The sequence below is a fragment of the Hahella sp. KA22 genome (genome assembly GCF_004135205.1).
Lineage (GTDB): Bacteria > Pseudomonadota > Gammaproteobacteria > Pseudomonadales > Oleiphilaceae > Hahella.
Window position 1 is genome coordinate 1,476,791 of record NZ_CP035490.1, and the last position, 19,068, is coordinate 1,495,858.

General features: G+C 55.7%; 11 protein-coding genes. 8 read left to right on the top strand and 3 right to left on the bottom strand.

Features of this window, described 5'->3' with window-relative positions; all coding sequences use genetic code 11:
* Positions 1-132 precede the first annotated feature (132 nt).
* From EUZ85_RS06615 to EUZ85_RS06635, 5 genes are read left to right on the top strand one after another with little or no spacing between them, the layout of a single operon-like run.
* Positions 133-3,411, top strand: coding sequence for a DUF2126 domain-containing protein (locus EUZ85_RS06615; protein ID WP_127968554.1), 3,279 nt, complete (start codon positions 133-135; stop codon positions 3,409-3,411).
* A gap of 3 nt (positions 3,412-3,414) precedes the next feature.
* Positions 3,415-5,910: a circularly permuted type 2 ATP-grasp protein gene (locus EUZ85_RS06620; protein ID WP_127968555.1), complete on the top strand. Its 2,496-nt coding sequence runs from the start codon at positions 3,415-3,417 to the stop codon at positions 5,908-5,910.
* On the top strand, positions 5,858-6,823 hold the full coding sequence (locus EUZ85_RS06625) for a transglutaminase family protein (RefSeq protein ID WP_241566976.1): 966 nt from the start codon (positions 5,858-5,860) through the stop codon (positions 6,821-6,823). The genes EUZ85_RS06620 and EUZ85_RS06625 overlap by 53 nt, the downstream gene beginning before the upstream one ends.
* A complete protein-coding gene (locus EUZ85_RS06630) occupies positions 6,798-8,249 on the top strand; it encodes a circularly permuted type 2 ATP-grasp protein (protein ID WP_127968556.1) in 1,452 nt (483 codons plus the stop codon). The genes EUZ85_RS06625 and EUZ85_RS06630 overlap by 26 nt, the downstream gene beginning before the upstream one ends.
* 1 nt (position 8,250) lies before the next feature.
* Positions 8,251-9,204: an alpha-E domain-containing protein gene (locus EUZ85_RS06635; protein WP_127968557.1), complete on the top strand. Its 954-nt coding sequence runs from the start codon at positions 8,251-8,253 to the stop codon at positions 9,202-9,204.
* A gap of 20 nt (positions 9,205-9,224) precedes the next feature.
* Here the strand turns inward: EUZ85_RS06635 and EUZ85_RS06640 are convergent, their stop codons facing one another.
* The 3 genes from EUZ85_RS06640 to EUZ85_RS06650 all read right to left on the bottom strand — a co-directional run bounded on the left by EUZ85_RS06640 (position 9,225) and on the right by EUZ85_RS06650 (position 10,785).
* A complete protein-coding gene (locus EUZ85_RS06640; RefSeq protein WP_127968558.1) occupies positions 9,225-9,548 on the bottom strand; it encodes a hypothetical protein in 324 nt (107 codons plus the stop codon).
* 119 nt (positions 9,549-9,667) lie between these two features.
* Positions 9,668-10,360, bottom strand: coding sequence for a PspA/IM30 family protein (locus EUZ85_RS06645; protein WP_127968559.1), 693 nt, complete (start codon positions 10,358-10,360; stop codon positions 9,668-9,670).
* A gap of 17 nt (positions 10,361-10,377) precedes the next feature.
* Positions 10,378-10,785 carry a YjfI family protein gene (locus tag EUZ85_RS06650; RefSeq protein WP_127968560.1) on the bottom strand — a complete coding sequence of 136 codons (408 nt, stop codon included), beginning with the start codon at positions 10,783-10,785 and terminating at the stop codon, positions 10,378-10,380.
* Between the two features lie 193 nt (positions 10,786-10,978).
* On the opposite strand from EUZ85_RS06650, the gene EUZ85_RS06655 reads away from it, so the two are divergent.
* From EUZ85_RS06655 to EUZ85_RS06665, 3 genes are all read left to right on the top strand, one after another.
* Positions 10,979-11,620 (top strand): hypothetical protein, encoded by a 642-nt coding sequence (locus EUZ85_RS06655; protein WP_129498723.1) that lies wholly within the window; start codon positions 10,979-10,981, stop codon positions 11,618-11,620.
* 74 nt (positions 11,621-11,694) lie between these two features.
* Positions 11,695-13,695, top strand: a complete 2,001-nt coding sequence (locus EUZ85_RS06660; RefSeq protein ID WP_164887198.1) for a flotillin family protein — start codon at positions 11,695-11,697, stop codon at positions 13,693-13,695.
* 88 nt (positions 13,696-13,783) lie between these two features.
* The gene (locus EUZ85_RS06665) at positions 13,784-19,036 is read left to right on the top strand and encodes a DNA repair ATPase (RefSeq protein WP_127968562.1); all 5,253 of its coding nucleotides are present in this window, start codon (positions 13,784-13,786) and stop codon (positions 19,034-19,036) included.
* Positions 19,037-19,068 lie beyond the last annotated feature (32 nt).

The following is a 19,068-nucleotide window of genomic DNA, read 5'->3' on the forward strand; positions in this document are numbered from 1 at the left end:
AATTAACGTATTCTTTGACTGGGCGGTCGCCTCCTGTTCTTGTGGCGGAACAAAGGAGTTAGCGAGAGTCAGCCAGGGATGCGTCATAACAATGCAGGCGCTTACTGACGATGACTAAGCAAGGGGGTTGCTATGAGTATTCTGGTAGGGATCAGGCATCGAACGACATATACCTATGACCGACTGGTCAGTCTGTCTCCACACACTGTCCGACTTCGTCCCGCTCCGCACTGCCGCACGCCGATTATCAGTTACAGTCTGAACATTCATCCCAAACCGCACTTCATTAACTGGCTGCAGGACCCTTTCTCCAACTACGTTGCGAGGCTAGTGTTTCCAGAGAAGACGTCCAAGCTGGAAGTGGATGTGGATCTGGTGGCGGATTTGACTGCTTATAACCCTTTCGATTTCTTCGTTGAAAGCTTCGCTGAACATTATCCTTTCCAATACCCAGATAAACTGAAGGCCCAACTGGGACCGTTTCTTGTGACGCAAGAGTGGGGACCTCGCTTTGAAACTTATCTAAAGGCGATGCCCAGGAAGAAAAAGCCGATCAATGACTTTCTGGTCGAAGTGAACCAGAAGCTGTGTAAGGACATTCAGTACAACATTCGTATGGAGCCGGGAGTGCAAACTCCGGAGCAGACACTGGAGATAGAGCGGGGCTCCTGCCGGGACACCGCCTGGTTGATGATTCAGTTGTTGCGGCGAATGGGGCTGGCGGCGCGGTTCGTATCCGGCTATCTGGTGCAATTGACGCCAGACCAGAAATCGTTGGACGGTCCCAGCGGGCCGGAGAGTGACTTCACCGACTTGCACGCCTGGTGCGAAATATTTGTTCCCGGCGCGGGCTGGTTGGGACTGGACCCAACCTCCGGTTTGTTCGCCGCGGAGGGGCATATTCCGCTTACCTGCACTCCCAATCCGGAAGAAGCGGCGCCTATCCTGGGCTCTGTGGATGAGGCGGAAGTCGAATTCAGCTTCTTCAACCAAGTGACCCGCATAAAAGAAGATCCTCGCGTTACCCGACCCTTTACTGAGTGCGAGTGGGAAGATATTGACGCCTTGGGGCAGCATATCGATGAGACGCTGACCCGCAATGACGTGCGTCTGACCATGGGCGGCGAGCCGACATTTGTTTCCGTCGACGATATGCAGTCGGCGCAATGGAACACCGATGCAGATGGGCCGGAAAAGCGCCGTCTGGCTTTTGACCTCTCCCTGCGGCTTAAAAAGCAGTATGCGGAAAACGGTTTTATGCATTACGGTCAGGGCAAATGGTATCCCGGAGAGCCGCTGCCGCGCTGGCAGTACGCCTTGTATTGGCGCAAAGACGGCGCCCCCCTGTGGCAGGGGCCGGAAGATGCGCTGACCCACGACGCCAAGCCAGATGATGCGCGTGCGCTCATGGCGGCTTTCTGCCAGGAAATGGGGCTGTCCGACAGTGCGGTGCAACCTTGTTACGAAGACCCTTTCTACTATATGTGGCGTCATGCGCAACTGCCGGCGGGAGAGGGGCCGCACGGAGATCATGAGGAGCTGGCGCGCCGCACTTTGGCGCAGGTCATGCAAAGGGGGCTGAATCAGGCGGTGGGCTACTGCCTGCCAATCGGCCTTAATCAGGTGACAGGCGTTTGGCGCACCTGTATCTGGCGTTTTTTACAGGGAGCGCTGTATCTGAGCCCCGGTAATTCTCCTCTTGGTTTCAGGCTGCCCTTGGCGAGCCTGTCATCCCAAGAACTCAGCGATGAGTACGAAGTGCATGAACGTGATCCGTTCGCCCCGCTGCCGCAGGAGCTAAAACCCTCTTCTAAAGCCGAGAGCCGCCCCTTGGCGGAAATGGTGGTTCATACGGCGATGTGCACGGAAGTTCGCGACGGCTATCTGCATGCCTTTATGCCTCCAGTCAGCACGCTGGAGGAATATGTCGCGTTGCTGGACGCCTTGTCCCGGGCGGCGACGCGAATCAAGCGTCCGGTGCGTATCGAAGGCTATCCTCCGCCTCATGATAGCCGACTGGTGAAAATGGTGGTGGCGCCGGACCCTGGGGTGATTGAAGTGAATATTCAACCCGCCTCCAGTTGGAATGAGCTCAAGCAGATTACAGAAACGCTTTACCATGAAGCGCGCCTGAGCCGGCTGGGAACGGAAAAGTTCATGTTGGATGGCCGGCACAGCGGCACTGGCGGCGGCAACCATGTGACGCTGGGTGGGCCCACAGCGGCGGACAGCCCTTTGTTGCGGCGTCCTGACCTGCTGCGCAGCCTGATTACGTTCTGGCAGCATCATCCCAGTCTGTCATACCTGTTCAGCGGCATGTTCATCGGCCCCACTAGTCAGGCTCCGCGTCTGGACGAGGGGCGGGTAGAGCGGATATATGAGATGGAGATTGCTTTCTCCCATATGCCGGCGGGAGACGTGCCGCAACCCTGGCTAGTGGACAGGCTGCTCCGCCACCTACTGACCGACCTGACCGGCAACACCCATCGCAGTGAATTCTGCATCGATAAACTGTATTCCCCGGACAGCAGCACGGGGCGTCTGGGCATTCTTGAGTTTCGCTCTTTTGAAATGCCGCCTCATGCGCGCATGAGTCTGGCGCAAATGCTGTTGCTGCGCGCCTGTGTGGCTTTGTTCTGGGAACGCCCCTACAAGCACAAGTTGATTGAATGGGGGCACAGCTTGCATGACCGCTTTATGTTGCCTCACTTCCTGTGGCGGGATCTGACGGATGTGCTGCAGTTCCTGGCGGATAATGGCTATCCCTTTAAATCCCAATGGTATGAGTCTTTTCTGGAGTTTCGTTGTCCACGTGTCGGAACCATGGAGCTTGAGGGCGTTGAACTGGAGCTGCGGCATGCGCTGGAGCCCTGGTTTGTGCTCGGTGAAGAAGCGGCGGCGGGCGGAACGGCGCGTTACGTGGACTCAAGCATGGAGCGACTGCAGGTCAAGCTCAGACTGGCGACGCCAGAGCGCCATGTGTTGACCTGCAATGGTCGCGTCGTCCCGATGTCTCCTGGCGGCGAAGAAGGCTGCTTTGTCGCGGGGGTGCGTTATCGAGCCTGGCAGCCCTGGTCTGCGTTGCATCCCACCATTGGCGTTCACTCGCCCCTGGTGTTTGATATTTTCGATACCTGGAATGGCCGCAGCCTGGGCGGGTGCACCTACCATGTCATGCATCCGGGGGGCCGCAGTTACGAACACTTCCCGGTCAATGCGCTGGAAGCGGAAGCGCGTCGCATCAGCCGCTTTGAGGACATAGGACACACCCATGGACCTTTGATAGCGCCGCCAGTCGTCGATGGCGGCGGGCGTTTTTATCCTCGTCGCGAGCCCCGCGTCGGCGCTGCGCCGCCAAGGCCCAAGCCCAACGCCAGCTATCCCTTAACCTTGGATTTACGCTACGATTAAGCTATGTCAGAAAACATAGCGCCTTCTTCGCAGCCCAGTCTGGATCTGACTGGGCTGCCTTACTCCCCCCTCGCCACCGCATTCGATGAAATGCTGGGTTCCGGCGGCGAGGTGCGTCCTCATTGGCGCGCTTTTGCAGACTACTTTTCCCAGGTGTCCCGGGAAGACCTGGGACAATTACGTCGTGATGCGCTGCGTCGCCTGAAAGAGCAGGGCGTCAACTACCACGTTTACGATGACCCGCAGGGCATGCGCCGAACCTGGCAGTTGGACCCGCTGCCGATGGTGATGTCTGAGACGGACTGGAATCCGATCGAAGCGGGACTACAGCAGAGGGCGCATCTGTATTCGCGGGTGCTGGCGGATCTGTTAGGACCGCAAACCTGCCTGAAACAAGGGGTGTTGCCGCCGGAACTGGTGTTGCAGCATCCGGGTTTTTTGCGTTCGATGATGGGCTCCGCGGCGTTGCCGCTGAGTCTGTTCGCGGCGGACCTGGCCAGAGGCCCTGACGGTTCCTGGTGGGTGTTGGCGGATCGTACTCAGGGGCCTTCCGGCGCGGGCTACGTTCTGGAAGCGAGAATGGTGACCAAGCGCGTTTTGAGTCAAAACGCCGTGGATTACGCCATCGCGCCACTGGCGCAGTTTTTCTATCACTTCAAACGCCATGTGGCGGCGCTGGCGCCGGACCAGCAAAAAGAGCCCACAATCGTGCTGCTGTCGCCGGGTATCGGCAACGAAGTGTATTTCGAGCATGCCTATCTGGCGGCGCAACTGGGCATCACCTTAGTCCAGGGCGACGATCTGACGGTGCGTCAGGGTAAGGTCTATCTCAAAACGGTGGACGACCTGCAGCAGGTGGATGTCATTATCCGCCGGGTGGACGATGCTTTCTGCGACCCTCTGAACTTTCGCGCCGACTCCATGCTGGGCGTGCCGGGACTGGCGCAGGCGCAGGCCCTTGGACGCGTGGGAATGGCCAATCCATTAGGCGGCGGCTTTTTAGAGTCGCCGGCGATGCTGCCGTTTCTCCCTGCGTTGTCGAAGCATTTCCTGGCGGAAGAACTTAAGCTGCCCAACGTGGCCACTTGGTGGTGCGGGCAGGAGAAAGAACTTAAACACGTCCTGCAGAATCTGGATGACTTGGTGATCAAAACGGTAGATCGCCATGCGTTGGTGTGTTTCGGGCCCAAAATGAGCGCACGCGAACGTGATGCACTAAAACGGCGCATTCAGGCGGAGCCCTGGCGCTATGTTGGGCAGGAGCTGCTGAGCTTTTCCACCACGCCGACATTGGTCGGCTCCGAGATTCAGCCGCGACATCTGGTGCTGCGTGGCTTCGCCGCCGGCGATGGGGAGCAGTACGACGTCATGCCGGGCGGGTTAACCCGGGTCTCACCGGATGCGCACACCTTCCTGGTATCCGGGCAGTCCGGCGGATGGAGTAAGGACACATGGCTGCTGAAAAGCTCGGGCTCCATGCGCGATGTGCTGCGGTTGAGTCCCACCAAACAACGGCGCATCGCCTCGGCGGTGCTTACCAGCCGGGCGGCGGAAAGCCTGTTCTGGCTGGCGCGCTATCTGGAGCGCACGGAATCGCTGCTACGCCATATTCGCGCTTATGTACGACGCCTGGAAAATTACATCGACTATGGTTTCGATACGGATAAAGCCGTGTTGGGAGGCATGTTGCCGGCCGTGGAGGCGTTTTGTTCTCTGGGCCGCGAAGGCATGCCGACAGTTGAGGATTTGAAGCAGTATGTGTTGGACTCCTCCCGCGTGGGAGGCGTCGCTTTCAATCTGCGCGGCGCCATCAACTCCGCTTACACCGTGCGGGACCTGTGGTCCGGTGACTGCTGGCGTGCAGTGGAAGAGCTTGAGGAACTGCTGGAATACAGCGAAAAGAACCGCAGCGTGCTGGCGTTGGACCAGTTTATCCAGCCTTTTCTCACCGCGCTGTTGGCGTTTTTAGGCGCGAGTCAGGAGAGTCTGGCGCTGAACCAGGGAGGGCTTTGGCTGCAACTGGGACGCCGTTTGGAGCGGGCGCAAAACACGCTTTCCAGTACCCACAAAATCTGCGCGGAATTGAACGAAGACAACGAGGCGGGGCTGCGGGAAATGTTGCTCGAAGCCCATGATTGCCTGAGCAGCCATCGTCGCCGTTATGGCACTGAGTTGCCTTTTTACACGTTATGGAAACATTTACTACTGGAGCCTACCAACCCGCGTTCGTTGGTCTATGCTGTCAGTGAGCTGGAGCCCTTGCTGAGCTATCTCAACCCAACGCCGCAACAAGGACTGATCGGGCTCGAGAAGAACGTTCTGGCGATTCTTACGCCACTGCGACTGGCGGATGCGGTGGAGTGGCGCGACCTCGAATTGACTCAGACAGAGTTGGCTCCCTTTTTGCAAAACCTGACACAACAACTAAATCAGTTTGGTCTGAATATTGAGCACCAATACTTCAAGCACGCCCAACCCCTCACCCGATTCATGCGCTGACGGCGTATTGCTGAGGGTGAAGCACGAGACGGTTTACCGCTATCCGGGACCGGCCTCGCTCGCTTATAACGCCGCCTGGCTGGAGCCGTTGTCCGGCGACGGTCAGATGCGCATTGAGCATCGCTTGAAGGTGGACCCCAAACCGCAATTCCAGAACCTGAGGACTGACGCCTTCGGCAATCAGATGCACTACTTTGAAGTGCATAAGCCTCACTCTGCGCTCAAAGTGGTGAGTGAGGCGATTGTGGAGCGTCGCCCGAGACCGCATAACGAGGCCTGCGCGGCGCCTTGGGAGCGTGCGCGTTACGCCGCGGCGTCTGACCCGGCGGAACGCGCCGCGCTGTGCTCTTTCGCGTATCCGGACGCATCGATCCCTGTCATTGATGAAGTGATCGACTATACGTTGGTGAGCTTTATAAAAGGGCGTGCGTTAAACGAAGCAGTGAAAGACTTCGCCGCCCGCATCTATCGGGATTTCAAATATACGTCCGGCGCCACGCAGGTGGACACCAGCGTCACGGAATTCTGGGAGTTGCGCAAAGGCGTCTGCCAGGACTTCGCCAATCTGGCGGTACTGGGATTGCGGGCCATCGGACTGGCGGCCGCTTACGTCAGCGGCTATGTGCTCACGCATCCTCCGGAAGGAGAGAAAAAGCGTCAGGGCGCGGATGCTTCTCATGCCTGGTTCGCCGTGCATGCGCCGGGCTATGGTTGGATTCATGTGGACCCGACCAACAATATGTGGGTGGCGAAAGAGCATATCATCGTGGCGATAGGGCGGAATTACACCGACGTACCGCCGCTCAAGGGCGTTTGTTACGGAGGGGGCCAGCAGCAGCCTGAAGTTGCGGTAACCGTAGACATAATAAAACGAGAGGATCTCTTCCATGGGCATTCAATGGAAAGACTATAAATACCCGGAACTCTATGACGAATTGATTGACGGGAAAGGAAAGCCAAGGAAAGTGGCGGAAACACTGGCCAGTCACATGGCGGAAATGGAGGACGAGGAGCTGGACCGGCTGAAAAGCACCTCGGAGCTGGCGATCAAGGAAATGGGCATCACCTTTACCGTCTATGATCAGGAAGGCGGCTCCATCGACCGGCAGTGGCCCTTCGACATTATCCCCAGAGTGATGAGCAAAAAAGAGTGGGATGTAGTCGACGCCGGTCTCAAACAGCGCGTCAAAGCGCTCAATATGTTTATCGACGACATCTATCACGACCAGAAGATCGTTAAAGATAAAGTCTTCCCCAAAGAGCTGCTCAGCAAATCCAAGAACTTTCGTAAGCAATGCATTGGCGTGAGCCCGCCCCATGGCGTGTGGGCGCATATTTGCGGTTCGGATCTGGTGCGGCACTCCGATGGACAGATATACGTGTTGGAGGACAACCTGCGGGTGCCCTCCGGCGTGTCCTATCTACTGGAAAACCGGCAGGTCATGAAACGCGTATTCGCAGACCTGTTCGGCGACTTCAGCATCTTGCCGGTGGACGACTATCCCTCGCAGCTGTTCGATACTCTGGCGGCGCTATCGCCGCGTCCGGCGGATTATCCCCAGGTCGTGGTGCTGACGCCGGGCATCTATAACTCCGCCTATTTTGAACACGCTTATCTCGCCCAGCAAATGGGGTGCGAGTTGGTGGAAGGCACGGATTTGGTGGTGACCGACGACGACTGCGTTTATATGAAAACCATATATGGTCTGGAGCGGGTCGACGTGATTTATCGTCGCGTGGACGATCTGTTTTTGGACCCGGAAGCCTTCAATCCTGACTCCGTGCTGGGCGTGCGCGGCCTGATGCGGGCCTGGCTGAAGGGCAATGTGGCGCTGGCCAACGCGCCGGGCGCGGGGGTGGCGGACGACAAAGTGGTGTATGCGTTTGTGCCGGACATGATCAAGTACTACCTGAGTGAGGAAATGATCCTGCCCAATGTGCCCACGTATTTATGTATGAAGGACGAAGACCGTAAATACGTGTTGTCGCATCTGGAGGAGCTGGTGGTGAAACCCGCCAATGAATCTGGCGGCTACGGCATGCTGGTCGGTCCCAAATCCACCAAGAAAGAGCGGGAAAAGTTCGCGGAGCTGATTGAAGCCGATCCGCGTAACTATATCGCGCAGCCGACGCTGAATCTCAGCACTGCGCCTACGCTGGTGGACGGTAAGGTGGAGCCGCGACATCTGGACATGCGTCCTTTCATTCTTTCCAGCGATCAGATTTACGTGACCACCGGCGGACTGACCCGGGTGGCGTTGAGAAAAGGGTCGCTGGTGGTGAATTCCTCCCAAGGCGGGGGGAGTAAAGATACTTGGATCATAGACGAGGAGGCCTGAAATGCTCTCACGAGTAGCCGGAAACATATACTGGATGGCCCGGTATCTTGAGCGTGCGGAGGACATGGCGCGCCTGATCAACGTCAACGCTAATCTGACCCTGGATTTGCCGAAAGGATTGTCGCCAATTTGGGGGCAGCTTATCGCTATCACGGGCGTCGGCGAACTCTATCAAGGCGAGTTTGATGAACGCTCTGTCCTGAAGTTCTTGATTGCGGAAAATAACAATCCGGTCTCCATCTTGTCCTGTATGGCCTATGCGCGGGAAAACGCCCGTACTATTCGCGATGTCATTCCCCGGGAAGTGTGGGAAGCCATTAACCGGGTTTACCTTTACGCCAAAGATCATGCGCAGCAGGCGCTGACCAAACGCGGTCGCTATCCCTTTCTTTTTGAAATTATCAGTGAATGCCAGCATATAACCGGTATTCTGGCGGGCACGATGAATCACGACGCGGGATATACCTTCCTGAAAGTGGGGCGTAACCTGGAGCGGGCGGACATGACCAGCCGCATTATCGATACCCGTTCCGCCAATCTGGTGCCGGACGCAGTCGTCACTAAAGCCACCAACGATAACCTGCAATGGATGAGCGTACTTAAATCGCTGACTGGCTATCAGATGTATCGACGCGAAATGCAGGTGCGCATCCAGCGTCAGGAAGTGCTGAAGTTCCTGATTCAATCAAAGGTGTTTCCGAGGGCGATCGCCCATGCCATGTCGGAAGTTGAGAAATCGTTGGAGTCGCTGCCTAACCACGAAAAGGCGCAATTGGTGATTCATCGCATCAATCGGCAGATCGACAATGTGGAGATCGCCAAACTGAAGCAGACGGAACTGCAGAATTTTATGGATCAATTGCAGGTAGGGTTTGCGCAGACGCATGAGGAGTTGAGCGTCGCCTATTTCGGCGGGCAGGTCAGCGCCCAGTCGCAAAGTCAGGACGCAGCCTGAGTGCTGCGTCCCGTGCAGGATTAATCTAAAAGCGATTGCGCGAAGGCGATTAATTCTTCCGCTGCTTTTTCCCGGATGGCCAGCGTGTCCTCCGGGTCAATGCCATACTTCTGCGCCAGCAGAGTGAAATCTTCCGAGCGCAGGGAAACGGTCAGACGCGGGCGAATCGGCGTTTTGTTGTAGGAGAGCCCCAGTATTTTGCGGATCATGTCCGGCGGATTCAGGTCCTGGTCCAGCGCCGCTCGCTTCAACACTTGCTGCACCTCTTTGGATACGTCAAAAGCAAGTTGGGTGGCTCTTACTGCTTTTTGTTCTTCAAGCCAACGATCTTTACCTTTGTTCAACGTTATCTCCCGGCGCCGCTTCGGCCGTCTGGTCGCCTTTCATATGGTTTCTCATCGATAGTAAAAGCAGCCCGTGGAGGCTGCGTAAATGTCATCAGCAATTTCCGTCGTAATTCAATTCAGGGCTTTTGCGCTTTCAGGCGTTCAAGAATATCGCGGGCGCTGCGTGAATCCCCCGTCAGGCCGGCGGCTTCAAGACGCTTGGCTAATGGATCTTCATTGCGCTCCGCCTGCAGCTCTTCGCCGGCTTCAATCTGGTAATCCGTCATCTGCTGACTGCGTTTGATGCGCTCCAGGGTTTCCCGCGCCGATCCCAGATTAGCGTTGTGGGCGGCGGCGTTGTCCGCAATCTGCAAGGTGGCCTTTTGCACTTTATCCGTTGTTTGCACGACAGCGAGATCGCGTTCGTTATCGGCGATTAACTTCTCGGCTTTTTGGATATTGCTCTTGAGACGTTGGATTTGCTCGTTGTAGCGCTGGCTGATCGCCAGCTGTTCATTCACGCCAGTCTCCAGCCTGGCGATGTGCTCCGCGGCTTGCAGGGCGAGCGCTTCGTCATTCTGCTTGAGCGCCGCCAGGGCTTCGGCTTCACGCTTGGCGATATCCAGGCGTAAAGACTTTGTTGTAGCGTCCGCCTCCAGTTTATGGGCTATGACATCCGTCAGACTGCGTTTTGCATCCTCAATATGGCCCTTGGCGGTATCAATCTCTCTTTCTATGGCGCGTACGCCGTCCGCATCCATCACGGCTTCTCCCATTTCCCTCACGCCCCCGCGTAATGCGGTCAGTAGCTTTTCGATGATGCTGCTCATGGAACACCTCCGGTGATCTATTTCAAATACTCTTCAAAGGCCTGGAAACAGTCGTTGGCGTTGCGGGCCAGCGTTACCAGCTCTTTCAGGACGTTTTCGAGAATGGACAGAGGCGACAAGGCGCCGTAAATGACGTAGAAGTCGTCGACAATGGCGAAAGCGCTAAGGGGCATCGGCAGGCTCATTTCCAGTAGCGATTCATTTAGTTCTGCGAGACGGGATTCCAGCAGTTCCCCCTTGCGAAACAAATAGCTGATGCATAGGATTTGGGTCTCTGTAGCGGTCACGTATATCGGTAATGCATCCAGTTCCGACACTTGCACCTGCAGCACTTCCACTTCTCCCCTGATTGGGAGGCAGTCGAACGTGTGGCCTTCGTAGGCGGCGTCGGATAACTTGAGGGCTAAATCGTTAATTAAACTCACCGTTGTCTCCTCGCGACATAATATGTCCCGCGTCGATCCTAATGCGCGCGCCATATCATGTCAATCTAAAAAAAGCGTCGGATTTACAGCTAAGCTTAATCGCTAAACGATTTGTTTGAAGGACGAAATTTTCTGTTGACATAATATGGCCGTCCTGAGTATTAATGACATAGTATGTCGTAAGAGGTGAGATATGGAAGCATACTTGGCAACAATTTTTTCGTTTCCGACTGTGGTTTTCACAGTCCTTTTAGGGATTGTCGTTTGCTATTGGATTCTCGCCATTATCGGCTTGCTTGACCTGGATCCTTTCGATTTGGATCTTGATCTGGATGTGGCCGACGCACAGGGGCTGGCGGGACTAATGGTTACCCTGGGCTTAACCGGCGTTCCATTACCCCTGGTGTTGAGTTTCCTGGCCATGTACGGCTGGTTGCTCACCTATCTCGTTTCACTGTATATCCTGATTCCCATGTTTGGGGGCGTTATCCTCTACATTGCCGGCGCAGGCGTTATTGCTATCGCCTTTGGTATTTCGATCCTGTTGACGGCCAAGACCATACGTCCTTTGCGTCCTTTGTTTCGCAAAGCTTATGGTACGGCGAGCGCTAAAGTCATCGTCATCGGAAGAACCGGGACTGTGCGGTCAGGGAGCGTCAGTGAAACGTTTGGGGAAGCGGAAATAACCGTCGATGGCGCGCATCTCATTCTGAAGGCCAGAGGTGAAGCGGGCTTGAATCTGAAGCGTGGAGATAAAGTCATATTCATTAAATACCTGGAAGCGGAAAACGCCTATCAGGTGATGCCCGAAGAAGACTTTTTGGCGGACTCTTGATAGCCGCCGTTGCAATATTTCGAACTAATTAAATTCATAAATCAACTAGGCATAGAGCTAGGAGAAAGTGGCTTATGGAAGTGGAAGCGGGAGCTTTTATTGGTGTTTCTGTTTTTATCGGAGGTGGTTTCCTAATACTGCTGGGAGTCATCGGCCTGTTTAAAGCCTTCTACAAGAAAGTAGAACAAGGACAAGCGCTGATTGTTAACGATACGACAACTCAGCCGAAAGTGTACTTTACCGGCGCCATGGTGCTGCCGGTTGTTCACAAAGCCGAAACCATGAAGATTTCGGTTATCACGCTGGAGATTGATCGCCGCGGTAAAGACGGCCTGATCTGTCGGGATAACCTGCGTGCTGACATTACCGTCGCGTTCTATTTGCGGGTGAATGAGACCGCGGAAGATGTGTTGAAAGTGGCGAAAGCGGTGGGCGTGTCCCGCGCGTCGGACCGCGTTGCCGTCAATGAGCTGTTTAACGCCAAGTTCTCCGAAGCGCTGAAGACGGTCGGTAAGCAAATGGAGTTTCTGGGGCTGTTTGAAGACCGTATCGGCTTCCGTGACCGCATTGTTCAGACCATCGGTAACGACCTGAACGGTTATGTGCTCGAAGACGTCGCCATCGACTATCTGGAGCAAACGCCTAAATCCAGTCTGGATTCCAGCAACATTCTGGATTCCGAGGGCATCAAGAAGATTACCGAAATCACGGCTCAGCACAATATCCATACCAACCGTCTGGAGCGTGACGAAGAGCTGGAGATCAAGCGTAAGAACGTCGCCACGCGGGAGGCCATGCTGGAGCTGGAGCGGCAGCAGGCTGACGCTGAAGCGAAGCAGAAGCGCGAGGTGGAGTCCATCCAGGCTCGTGAAACCGCCGAAACCCAGAAAGTTCGCGAGGAAGAGCGCAAGAAAGCAGAGGAAGCGCGCATTCTGACGGAAGAGCAGCTGTCGATTGCGGAAGAGAATAAGCAGCGTCAGGTTGAAATCGCGGTTAAGAACCGTGAGCGCGCAGTAGCGATCGAACATGAGAAAGTCGAGAAAGCCCGTCAGCTGGAAATGGTTAACCGCGAGCGTGAAGTAGAACTGCAGCGCATCGCCAAAGAGAAGGAGCTGGAAGAGCAGCGCAAAGTGATCACGCTGACGATCAGCGAGCGTATCTCCGTCGAGAAGAAAGTGGCGGAAGAAGAAGAGCGCATCAAAGAAGTTCGTGAAGTGTCTATGGCGGAACGCGAGAAGCAAGTGCGCATTCTGGCGGCCCAGGCGGAAGCGGATGAGCAACTGGTCAAGCAGGTGAAAGCGGCGGAAGCGGAGAAAGAGAAAGCCCTGTTCCGCGCCCAGGAGATCAACACCATTGCGCAGGCGGAGCTGGAAGCTTCTTCCAAGAAAGCGGAAGCCAACAAGAAGGAAGCCGAGGGCATCCAGGCGATGGAAGCCGCGTCCGGACTGGCGCAAGCCCGTGTAGCGGAAGCCAAGGCGGCCGCCTACGAGCGCGAAGGTCAGGCGAAGGCGAATGCTCAGAAAGCGGAAGGCCTGGCGAAGGCGGAAGTCGTCGAGGCCCAGGCGGCGGCCAACGAGAAGAGTGGTCTGGCGGACGCCAAGGTGCTGGAAGAGAAACTCACCGCCAAGGCGCGTGGAGACGAGAGCATTGGTATGGCGAAAGCGCGGGCGGAAAGAGAGCTGGGCGCGACCGAAGCGGAAATTATTCGTCAGAAAGCCAAAGCGGAAGCGGACGGCCTGGTGGAGAAATTCAACGCGATGGGCAACATGTCTCCGGAAGCCCGTGAGTTCGAAGAGTTCCGTATGCGAATGGACGCTGCGATCAAGGAAGTCATGGCGAGCATCGAAGCCAACAAGTCTATTGCGACCGACCAGGCGCAAGTGCTGGCGCAAGCGCTGCAGAAGTCCAATATCGAGATCGTCGGAGGCGGCGGAGAGTACTTCGAGAGCTTCTCCAAAGCTCTGGCTGTCGGCAAAGCCATCGATGGCGTGGCTGGCAAGAGTCAGGCGGTGCAAGCGGCGCTGGACAAGCTGTTGTCCATCACCGGCAAACCGTCCGGCGAGAAGTCCCACTAACCCTTCGACCCTTTCTTTGCAGTCAGACGGGCGGCTTTGGTCGCCCGTCGGCCTGATCTGATAGAACCGCAGTTTGGATGGAGTCTTTATGACATCGCAAACCAATGATCTGGTTGAAAACGCCATTGCTGAAGGAGGCGCTTATGAAGTATTGCGCAAACGCCTTCAGGAACAGGGGCTTCGCCTGCGTGAACTGGTGGAGGCGCTTAACAAGGAGCGTCTGCAAGAGTTCGGCAGCTCCGATATGGATATCCTCAGTCGCATCCGGGTGCGCACCGAGAATAATTGCGTCGCCCGAGACATCGTACGGGTCGGGGACTTTCTGCTATTCGGATACAACGTTTTTATCGGCCTGAAGAAAGAAACCAAAGTCTCCGATGTTTTCGCGTTGTATCAGCTGACCGAAACTGAGCAGGGACTGGAGCTCAGCGAGCATTCTTCAGACGGAACCTTCCTGGCGGACGCCAAGTTCCTCTCTGATTTTAATGAACTATACACATACTATAAAAACGCCAAGTTGCTGCAGCTGGTGGTGCGCCAGGGGCGTCTGCTGGCGGCGTTTCAAATTGGCGAGCGGTTAGAAGATCTGCGTGTTTTCCAGTGGGCGGTTAACGCCGCTGGCGAGGTGGACAGTTACATCGACAATCGCGGTGAACGCTATATCCAACTGCCTCCCCGCCATGACTTTGAATGGATTGAGATCAAGCGGGAGCAAGTGGTCGAGGGGCTGCATCCGCACATCAATATCCTCGACACTTTGTTCGTCGATAACATTCGCGGCGACCTGACGTTTAAGGTCGAAAATAACACCCGCACCGGTGAAGGGATCTTTTCCGACCCGGTTGAGGATGAAAATCAGTCCCTGGATGACGGCCAGTTTTTTTATGCGGAAGTGGGCGAGCTGATCCTGATAAAGGTCCTGCCGTATCGGGAAGAGAGCTGGCGCTACTACGTTTTCAACAAGCGTCTCAGTAAAGTGACGCGCATTGACGCCATAGGTCAGTCCTGCGTTCAATTGCCGGAAGATCATGGCCTCATGTTCCCTGGTGGCTATTATCTGGAAACCGGCGAACTTAAGCATTTTGACGAAGAGATCGACGGCTTTCGCTTCAAACGCGCGATTCGCTCGCCCAACGGTGAGGACGTGTTGTTTGTCTTTTATGAAATTCCCCAAGGCATCAGTGGCTTATACAGCTATAACCTGATCACCAAATCCCTGCAGAACCCTATCGTCGGCCATGGCTACGCGTTGCTTAACGACGGTCGGATGGTGGTGTTCACGGCGGATGATGAGCCGACGCGTATTCATCCTATGCAGGTATGGAAGACTCCTTATTTCAGCGAAACTTTCGCCGCCCAGGATAGCGCGAGTCAGACATTTCTGGGACGTATCGGCAACAAGGAGTTGGTGCGCGGGATATCTGACCTGCTCAGTATTTGTCGTCTGGTGGAGCAGAATTTCGCCTCTTTCGAGCACTACAACTCGTTGATCAAATCCGCCATGCGCTTGTTCGATCAGTATTACTGGTTGGACTCCAAAGAATTGGCGGAGGTGCACGGGCTATTGAAAGAGCTGGTCGCCAGCGGTGAGCTGGTGCTGGACGAATATGAGAAGGTCGCGTCGATTCAGGAGAGTTCGCGCACCGCGCTGGAACAGGCGGCGGCGGATAAGAAAAAACTGATTCAAAGTTTGTCGCCGGAATCCTGGAGCCAGCCTGGCGATTTCGTCAATGCGCTGGACGCGGCCCGCAAGTTGCGCGGCAGGCTGATGACGCTGCGTGATTACCGTTATATCGACCTCTCTGCGATCGACGCAATGGAAGCTGAGTTGGTGGAGACCGAGCAGGAGCTGGCGCAGGAAACCGTCAAGTTCCTGGCGACCCCCAAAGCGCTTGATGGCTATTACGAGCGCCTGGATGAGCTAACGGAGAAGGCGGAAAAACTGGAAACCCGCGCCGAGCTGAAGCCATTGCTGGAAGAGTTTGGGGCAATCAGCGCCGGGCTGGATTTACTGTCTGAGCTGGTGGCGACACTGGAGGTGGAGGACGCTGTACAGCGCACGCACATCATCGACGGTATTTCCGAGCTGTACGCCAAGATCAACCAGCAAAAAGCGAAGGTTCAGAACAAGGCCAAGTCGCTGGGTTCAAAAGAGGCGACTGCGCAATTCGCCGCGCAGTTCCGCTTGTTTGAGCAAAGCCTCAGCAATGCTCTTGGTCTGGCGGATACTCCGGATAAATGCGACGAGTTGCTGTCACGGCTGCTGAACCAGTTGCAGGAGTTGGAAGGGCAATTTGGCGAGTTTGATGAGTTTCTGGGAGACATCCTCGCCAAGCGCGATGAAGTGTATGACGCGTTCGACAAGCATAAGCAGCGCCTGATCGAAGAGCGTCAGCGCAAGACGCATACCCTGGCGGACGCCGCCGGGCGCATACTGGAAAGCATCGGCAAGCGCTGTCAGCGCTTCCAGCAAATGGATGAGGTGAACACCTTCTTCGCATCCGACGCGTTGGCGCAGAAAGTCCGGCAAATAGTGAAGCAGTTGCGTGAGCTGGGTGATCAGATCGCCGCTGACGATCTGGAAAGCCGCCTGAAGTCCGCCAAGGAGCAAGCGGTAAGAGGATTGCGGGACAAAACGGACATTTTCGAAGAGGGCGGCAAGGTCATCAAGCTAGGGCCGCGTCACCGCTTCAGCGTCAATACGCAGGAACTGGACCTGTCGATTTTGCCCAGGGACGGCAAGCTGTTTATTCATGTGACTGGTAGCGATTACTACCAGCCGATTGATGATGCGGAGCTGGATGCCTGCCGTCGTTATTGGGATATGACGCTGATATCGGAAACGCCGGATGTATATCGCGCGGAGTTTCTGGCGCATCGTTTTCTGGAGCGTCTCAGCGATCCTAAAGAGGTCGCCTTCAAAGATAAGGTCATGCAGGCGTTGGCGGCCGGAGATGGAATACAGCCGTTTGTCGCGGAATTCGCCGGTCCCCGCTATAAAGAAGGGTATGAAAAAGGCATTCATGACCATGACGCGGCGCTGATTCTGGCGAAGATTCTGCCAGTCATCAATCAGGCGCAGCTGCTGAAATATACTGGACGCATTCGAGCGCTGGCCTGCTTGTTCTGGTCTGTCTGGCAGCAAGGCGAAGAGAGCGCCGCCCGTCGCGCGCAGGCGCGTGCGGCGCAGATCATGCTGGATGTGTTGAACAGTCCTCGGGCGATGTCGCAGTTGCAGGGGGCGCTGGCGGATAAGCTGACGCAGTTTGTGGCCGAGCAACGTCTGGATTTCAGTGAGGTGGATGTCGCGCAGGCGGCGGCATATTTGGCCGCCGAGTTGGGCAAAGACGCTCTCGCTTTCGAAACCGGCAAATACGCCCTGGATTGCTATGAGCGCATGAAACTCAATCTGCAGACCTCCAATGCCTGGAATATGCTGCAGGAGAGCATGAAGTCTCTGGACGGCGATTTGGGCGCACGCTGGCGCCTGGCGCAGAGCTGGCTGCAGGCGTTCATACAATCTACGGGCCAGGCGTTCGAGGATTTTCATTACGAGGCGGTGGCGATTCTGGCGGCGGAGCAGGAAATCCCCAGGGATAAGCGCGAGGTCGACTTACGATTCACCGTATCCGGTTTGCTGGGCTCGCATCCGCGGATCAAGGAGCAAGCGCTGCAACTGGCGTTAGACGACTTCATGGCGCGTATGACTCGTCATGTTGAAGAGGATATCGTCGGTTATGAGCGTTTCCTCAAGCTGCGTCAGCAAAAGCTGGATCAGGCTCGCAAAATGCTACGTCTGAGTGAACTCAAGCCTCGGCCGCTGACTTCGTTCGTGCGCAACAAGCTGATTAATGACCACTACCTGAAGTTCATTGGCGATAACCTCGCCAAGCAGATGGGAACCGTTGGCGAAAGCAAGCGTACGGATAATATGGGCTTGCTGATGATGATATCCCCACCGGGATACGGTAAGACCACGTTAATGGAGTACACCGCCAGCCGTTTGGGGCTGACTTTCGTCAAAGTGAACTGTCCTTCTCTGGGCCATGACGTGGTCTCGCTGGACCCTGAAAAGGCGCCGCACTCGACGGCCAGACAGGAGTTGATCAAGCTGAACTTTGGCTTTGAACTGGCCAACAACGTCATGCTGTATCTGGACGATATCCAGCATACGCATCCAGAGTTTCTGCAGAAATTTATCTCCCTCTGCGACGGCACGCGAAGAGTGGAGGGGGTCTGGAACGGAGAAACCCGGACTTACGACCTGCGCGGCAAGAAGTTCTGCATCGTCATGGCGGGTAACCCCTACACCGAGAGCGGTGAAACGTTCAAAGTGCCGGATATGCTCGCCAACCGGGCTGACATCTATAACCTTGGCGATGTTCTTGGCGGCATGGAAGACGCCTTTGCGATGAGCTATATCGAGAACGCGATGACATCCAACCCAGTCTTGGCGCCGCTGGCGACCAGGGATATGGAGGATTTCTACAAGTTCATTGATGCCGCGAAGGGGCGTGAAGTCGCCGCAACAGATATGAAGCACACCTACAGCGGCGCCGAGTTCAAAGAAGTGGTCGATGTATTAGGTAAGCTGATGGATGTGCAAAAAGTCGTGTTGCGGGTCAATCAGGAATATATTCGCAGCAGCGCCCAGGCTGACGCCTATCGCTCCGAGCCAACATTTAAGTTGCAGGGCAGTTATCGCAACATGAATAAGCTGGCGGAAAAAATCACCTCGGTGATGACTGGGGATGAACTCCAGCAACTGCTGGAAGACCACTATCAGGGCGAGTCGCAGTTGTTAACCCAGGGGGCGGAAGAGAACCTGCTGAAACTGGCGGAATTGCGTGGGACGCTGACGGCTGAGCAGCAAATCCGTTGGTCTGCGATCAAAGAAGAGTTCGCTAAAAACCGGGGTCTGAAGGACATGGATGCGTCACAACAGGCAGTGCGCCAACTGCGGGAAATGACGGATGGATTGAGTCGTCTTACTGAGGTTGTCGGACAGGGGAATAAGCCTGCTATGCCGGTGGAAACGCCCAAGGATCACTCCGCTGATGTGGTCAAGCAACTGGCCAGAATGGTCAAGGCCATGAGCGAGTTGAAAGACGCTGCGCCGAAAGTGGATGTAGCGCCCAAAGTGGAAGTCGTTAACCAGCCTATGCCTGGGCTGGATAAAATACTCGCGACCCTGGCCGACACCATTCAAAACAGTATTTATCCCCTGGTAAAAACTATGGACGGTAAGCTGCAGTTGGACTTGGAGACCCACAAGCGTATGGCGGACTTGAACGCCAAAATAGACAGTCTGCGACTTGAGCTGAAGAAACCGGAAGCCTAGTCGGCGGGGAAGGCGGATTCTGTTGATAAACA

Bases quoted from the DNA above. Each gene is read 5' to 3' on its own strand.
- EUZ85_RS06620 (WP_127968555.1), top strand. From the start codon at position 3,415: ATGTCAGAAAACATAGCGCCTTCTTCGCAGCCCAGTCTGGATCTGACT.
- EUZ85_RS06615 (WP_127968554.1), top strand. From the start codon at position 133: ATGAGTATTCTGGTAGGGATCAGGCATCGAACGACATATACCTATGAC.
- EUZ85_RS06655 (WP_129498723.1), top strand. From the start codon at position 10,979: ATGGAAGCATACTTGGCAACAATTTTTTCGTTTCCGACTGTGGTTTTC.
- EUZ85_RS06635 (WP_127968557.1), top strand. From the start codon at position 8,251: ATGCTCTCACGAGTAGCCGGAAACATATACTGGATGGCCCGGTATCTT.
- EUZ85_RS06665 (WP_127968562.1), top strand. From the start codon at position 13,784: ATGACATCGCAAACCAATGATCTGGTTGAAAACGCCATTGCTGAAGGA.
- EUZ85_RS06630 (WP_127968556.1), top strand. From the start codon at position 6,798: ATGGGCATTCAATGGAAAGACTATAAATACCCGGAACTCTATGACGAA.
- EUZ85_RS06660 (WP_164887198.1), top strand. From the start codon at position 11,695: ATGGAAGTGGAAGCGGGAGCTTTTATTGGTGTTTCTGTTTTTATCGGA.
- EUZ85_RS06645 (WP_127968559.1), bottom strand. From the start codon at position 10,360: ATGAGCAGCATCATCGAAAAGCTACTGACCGCATTACGCGGGGGCGTG.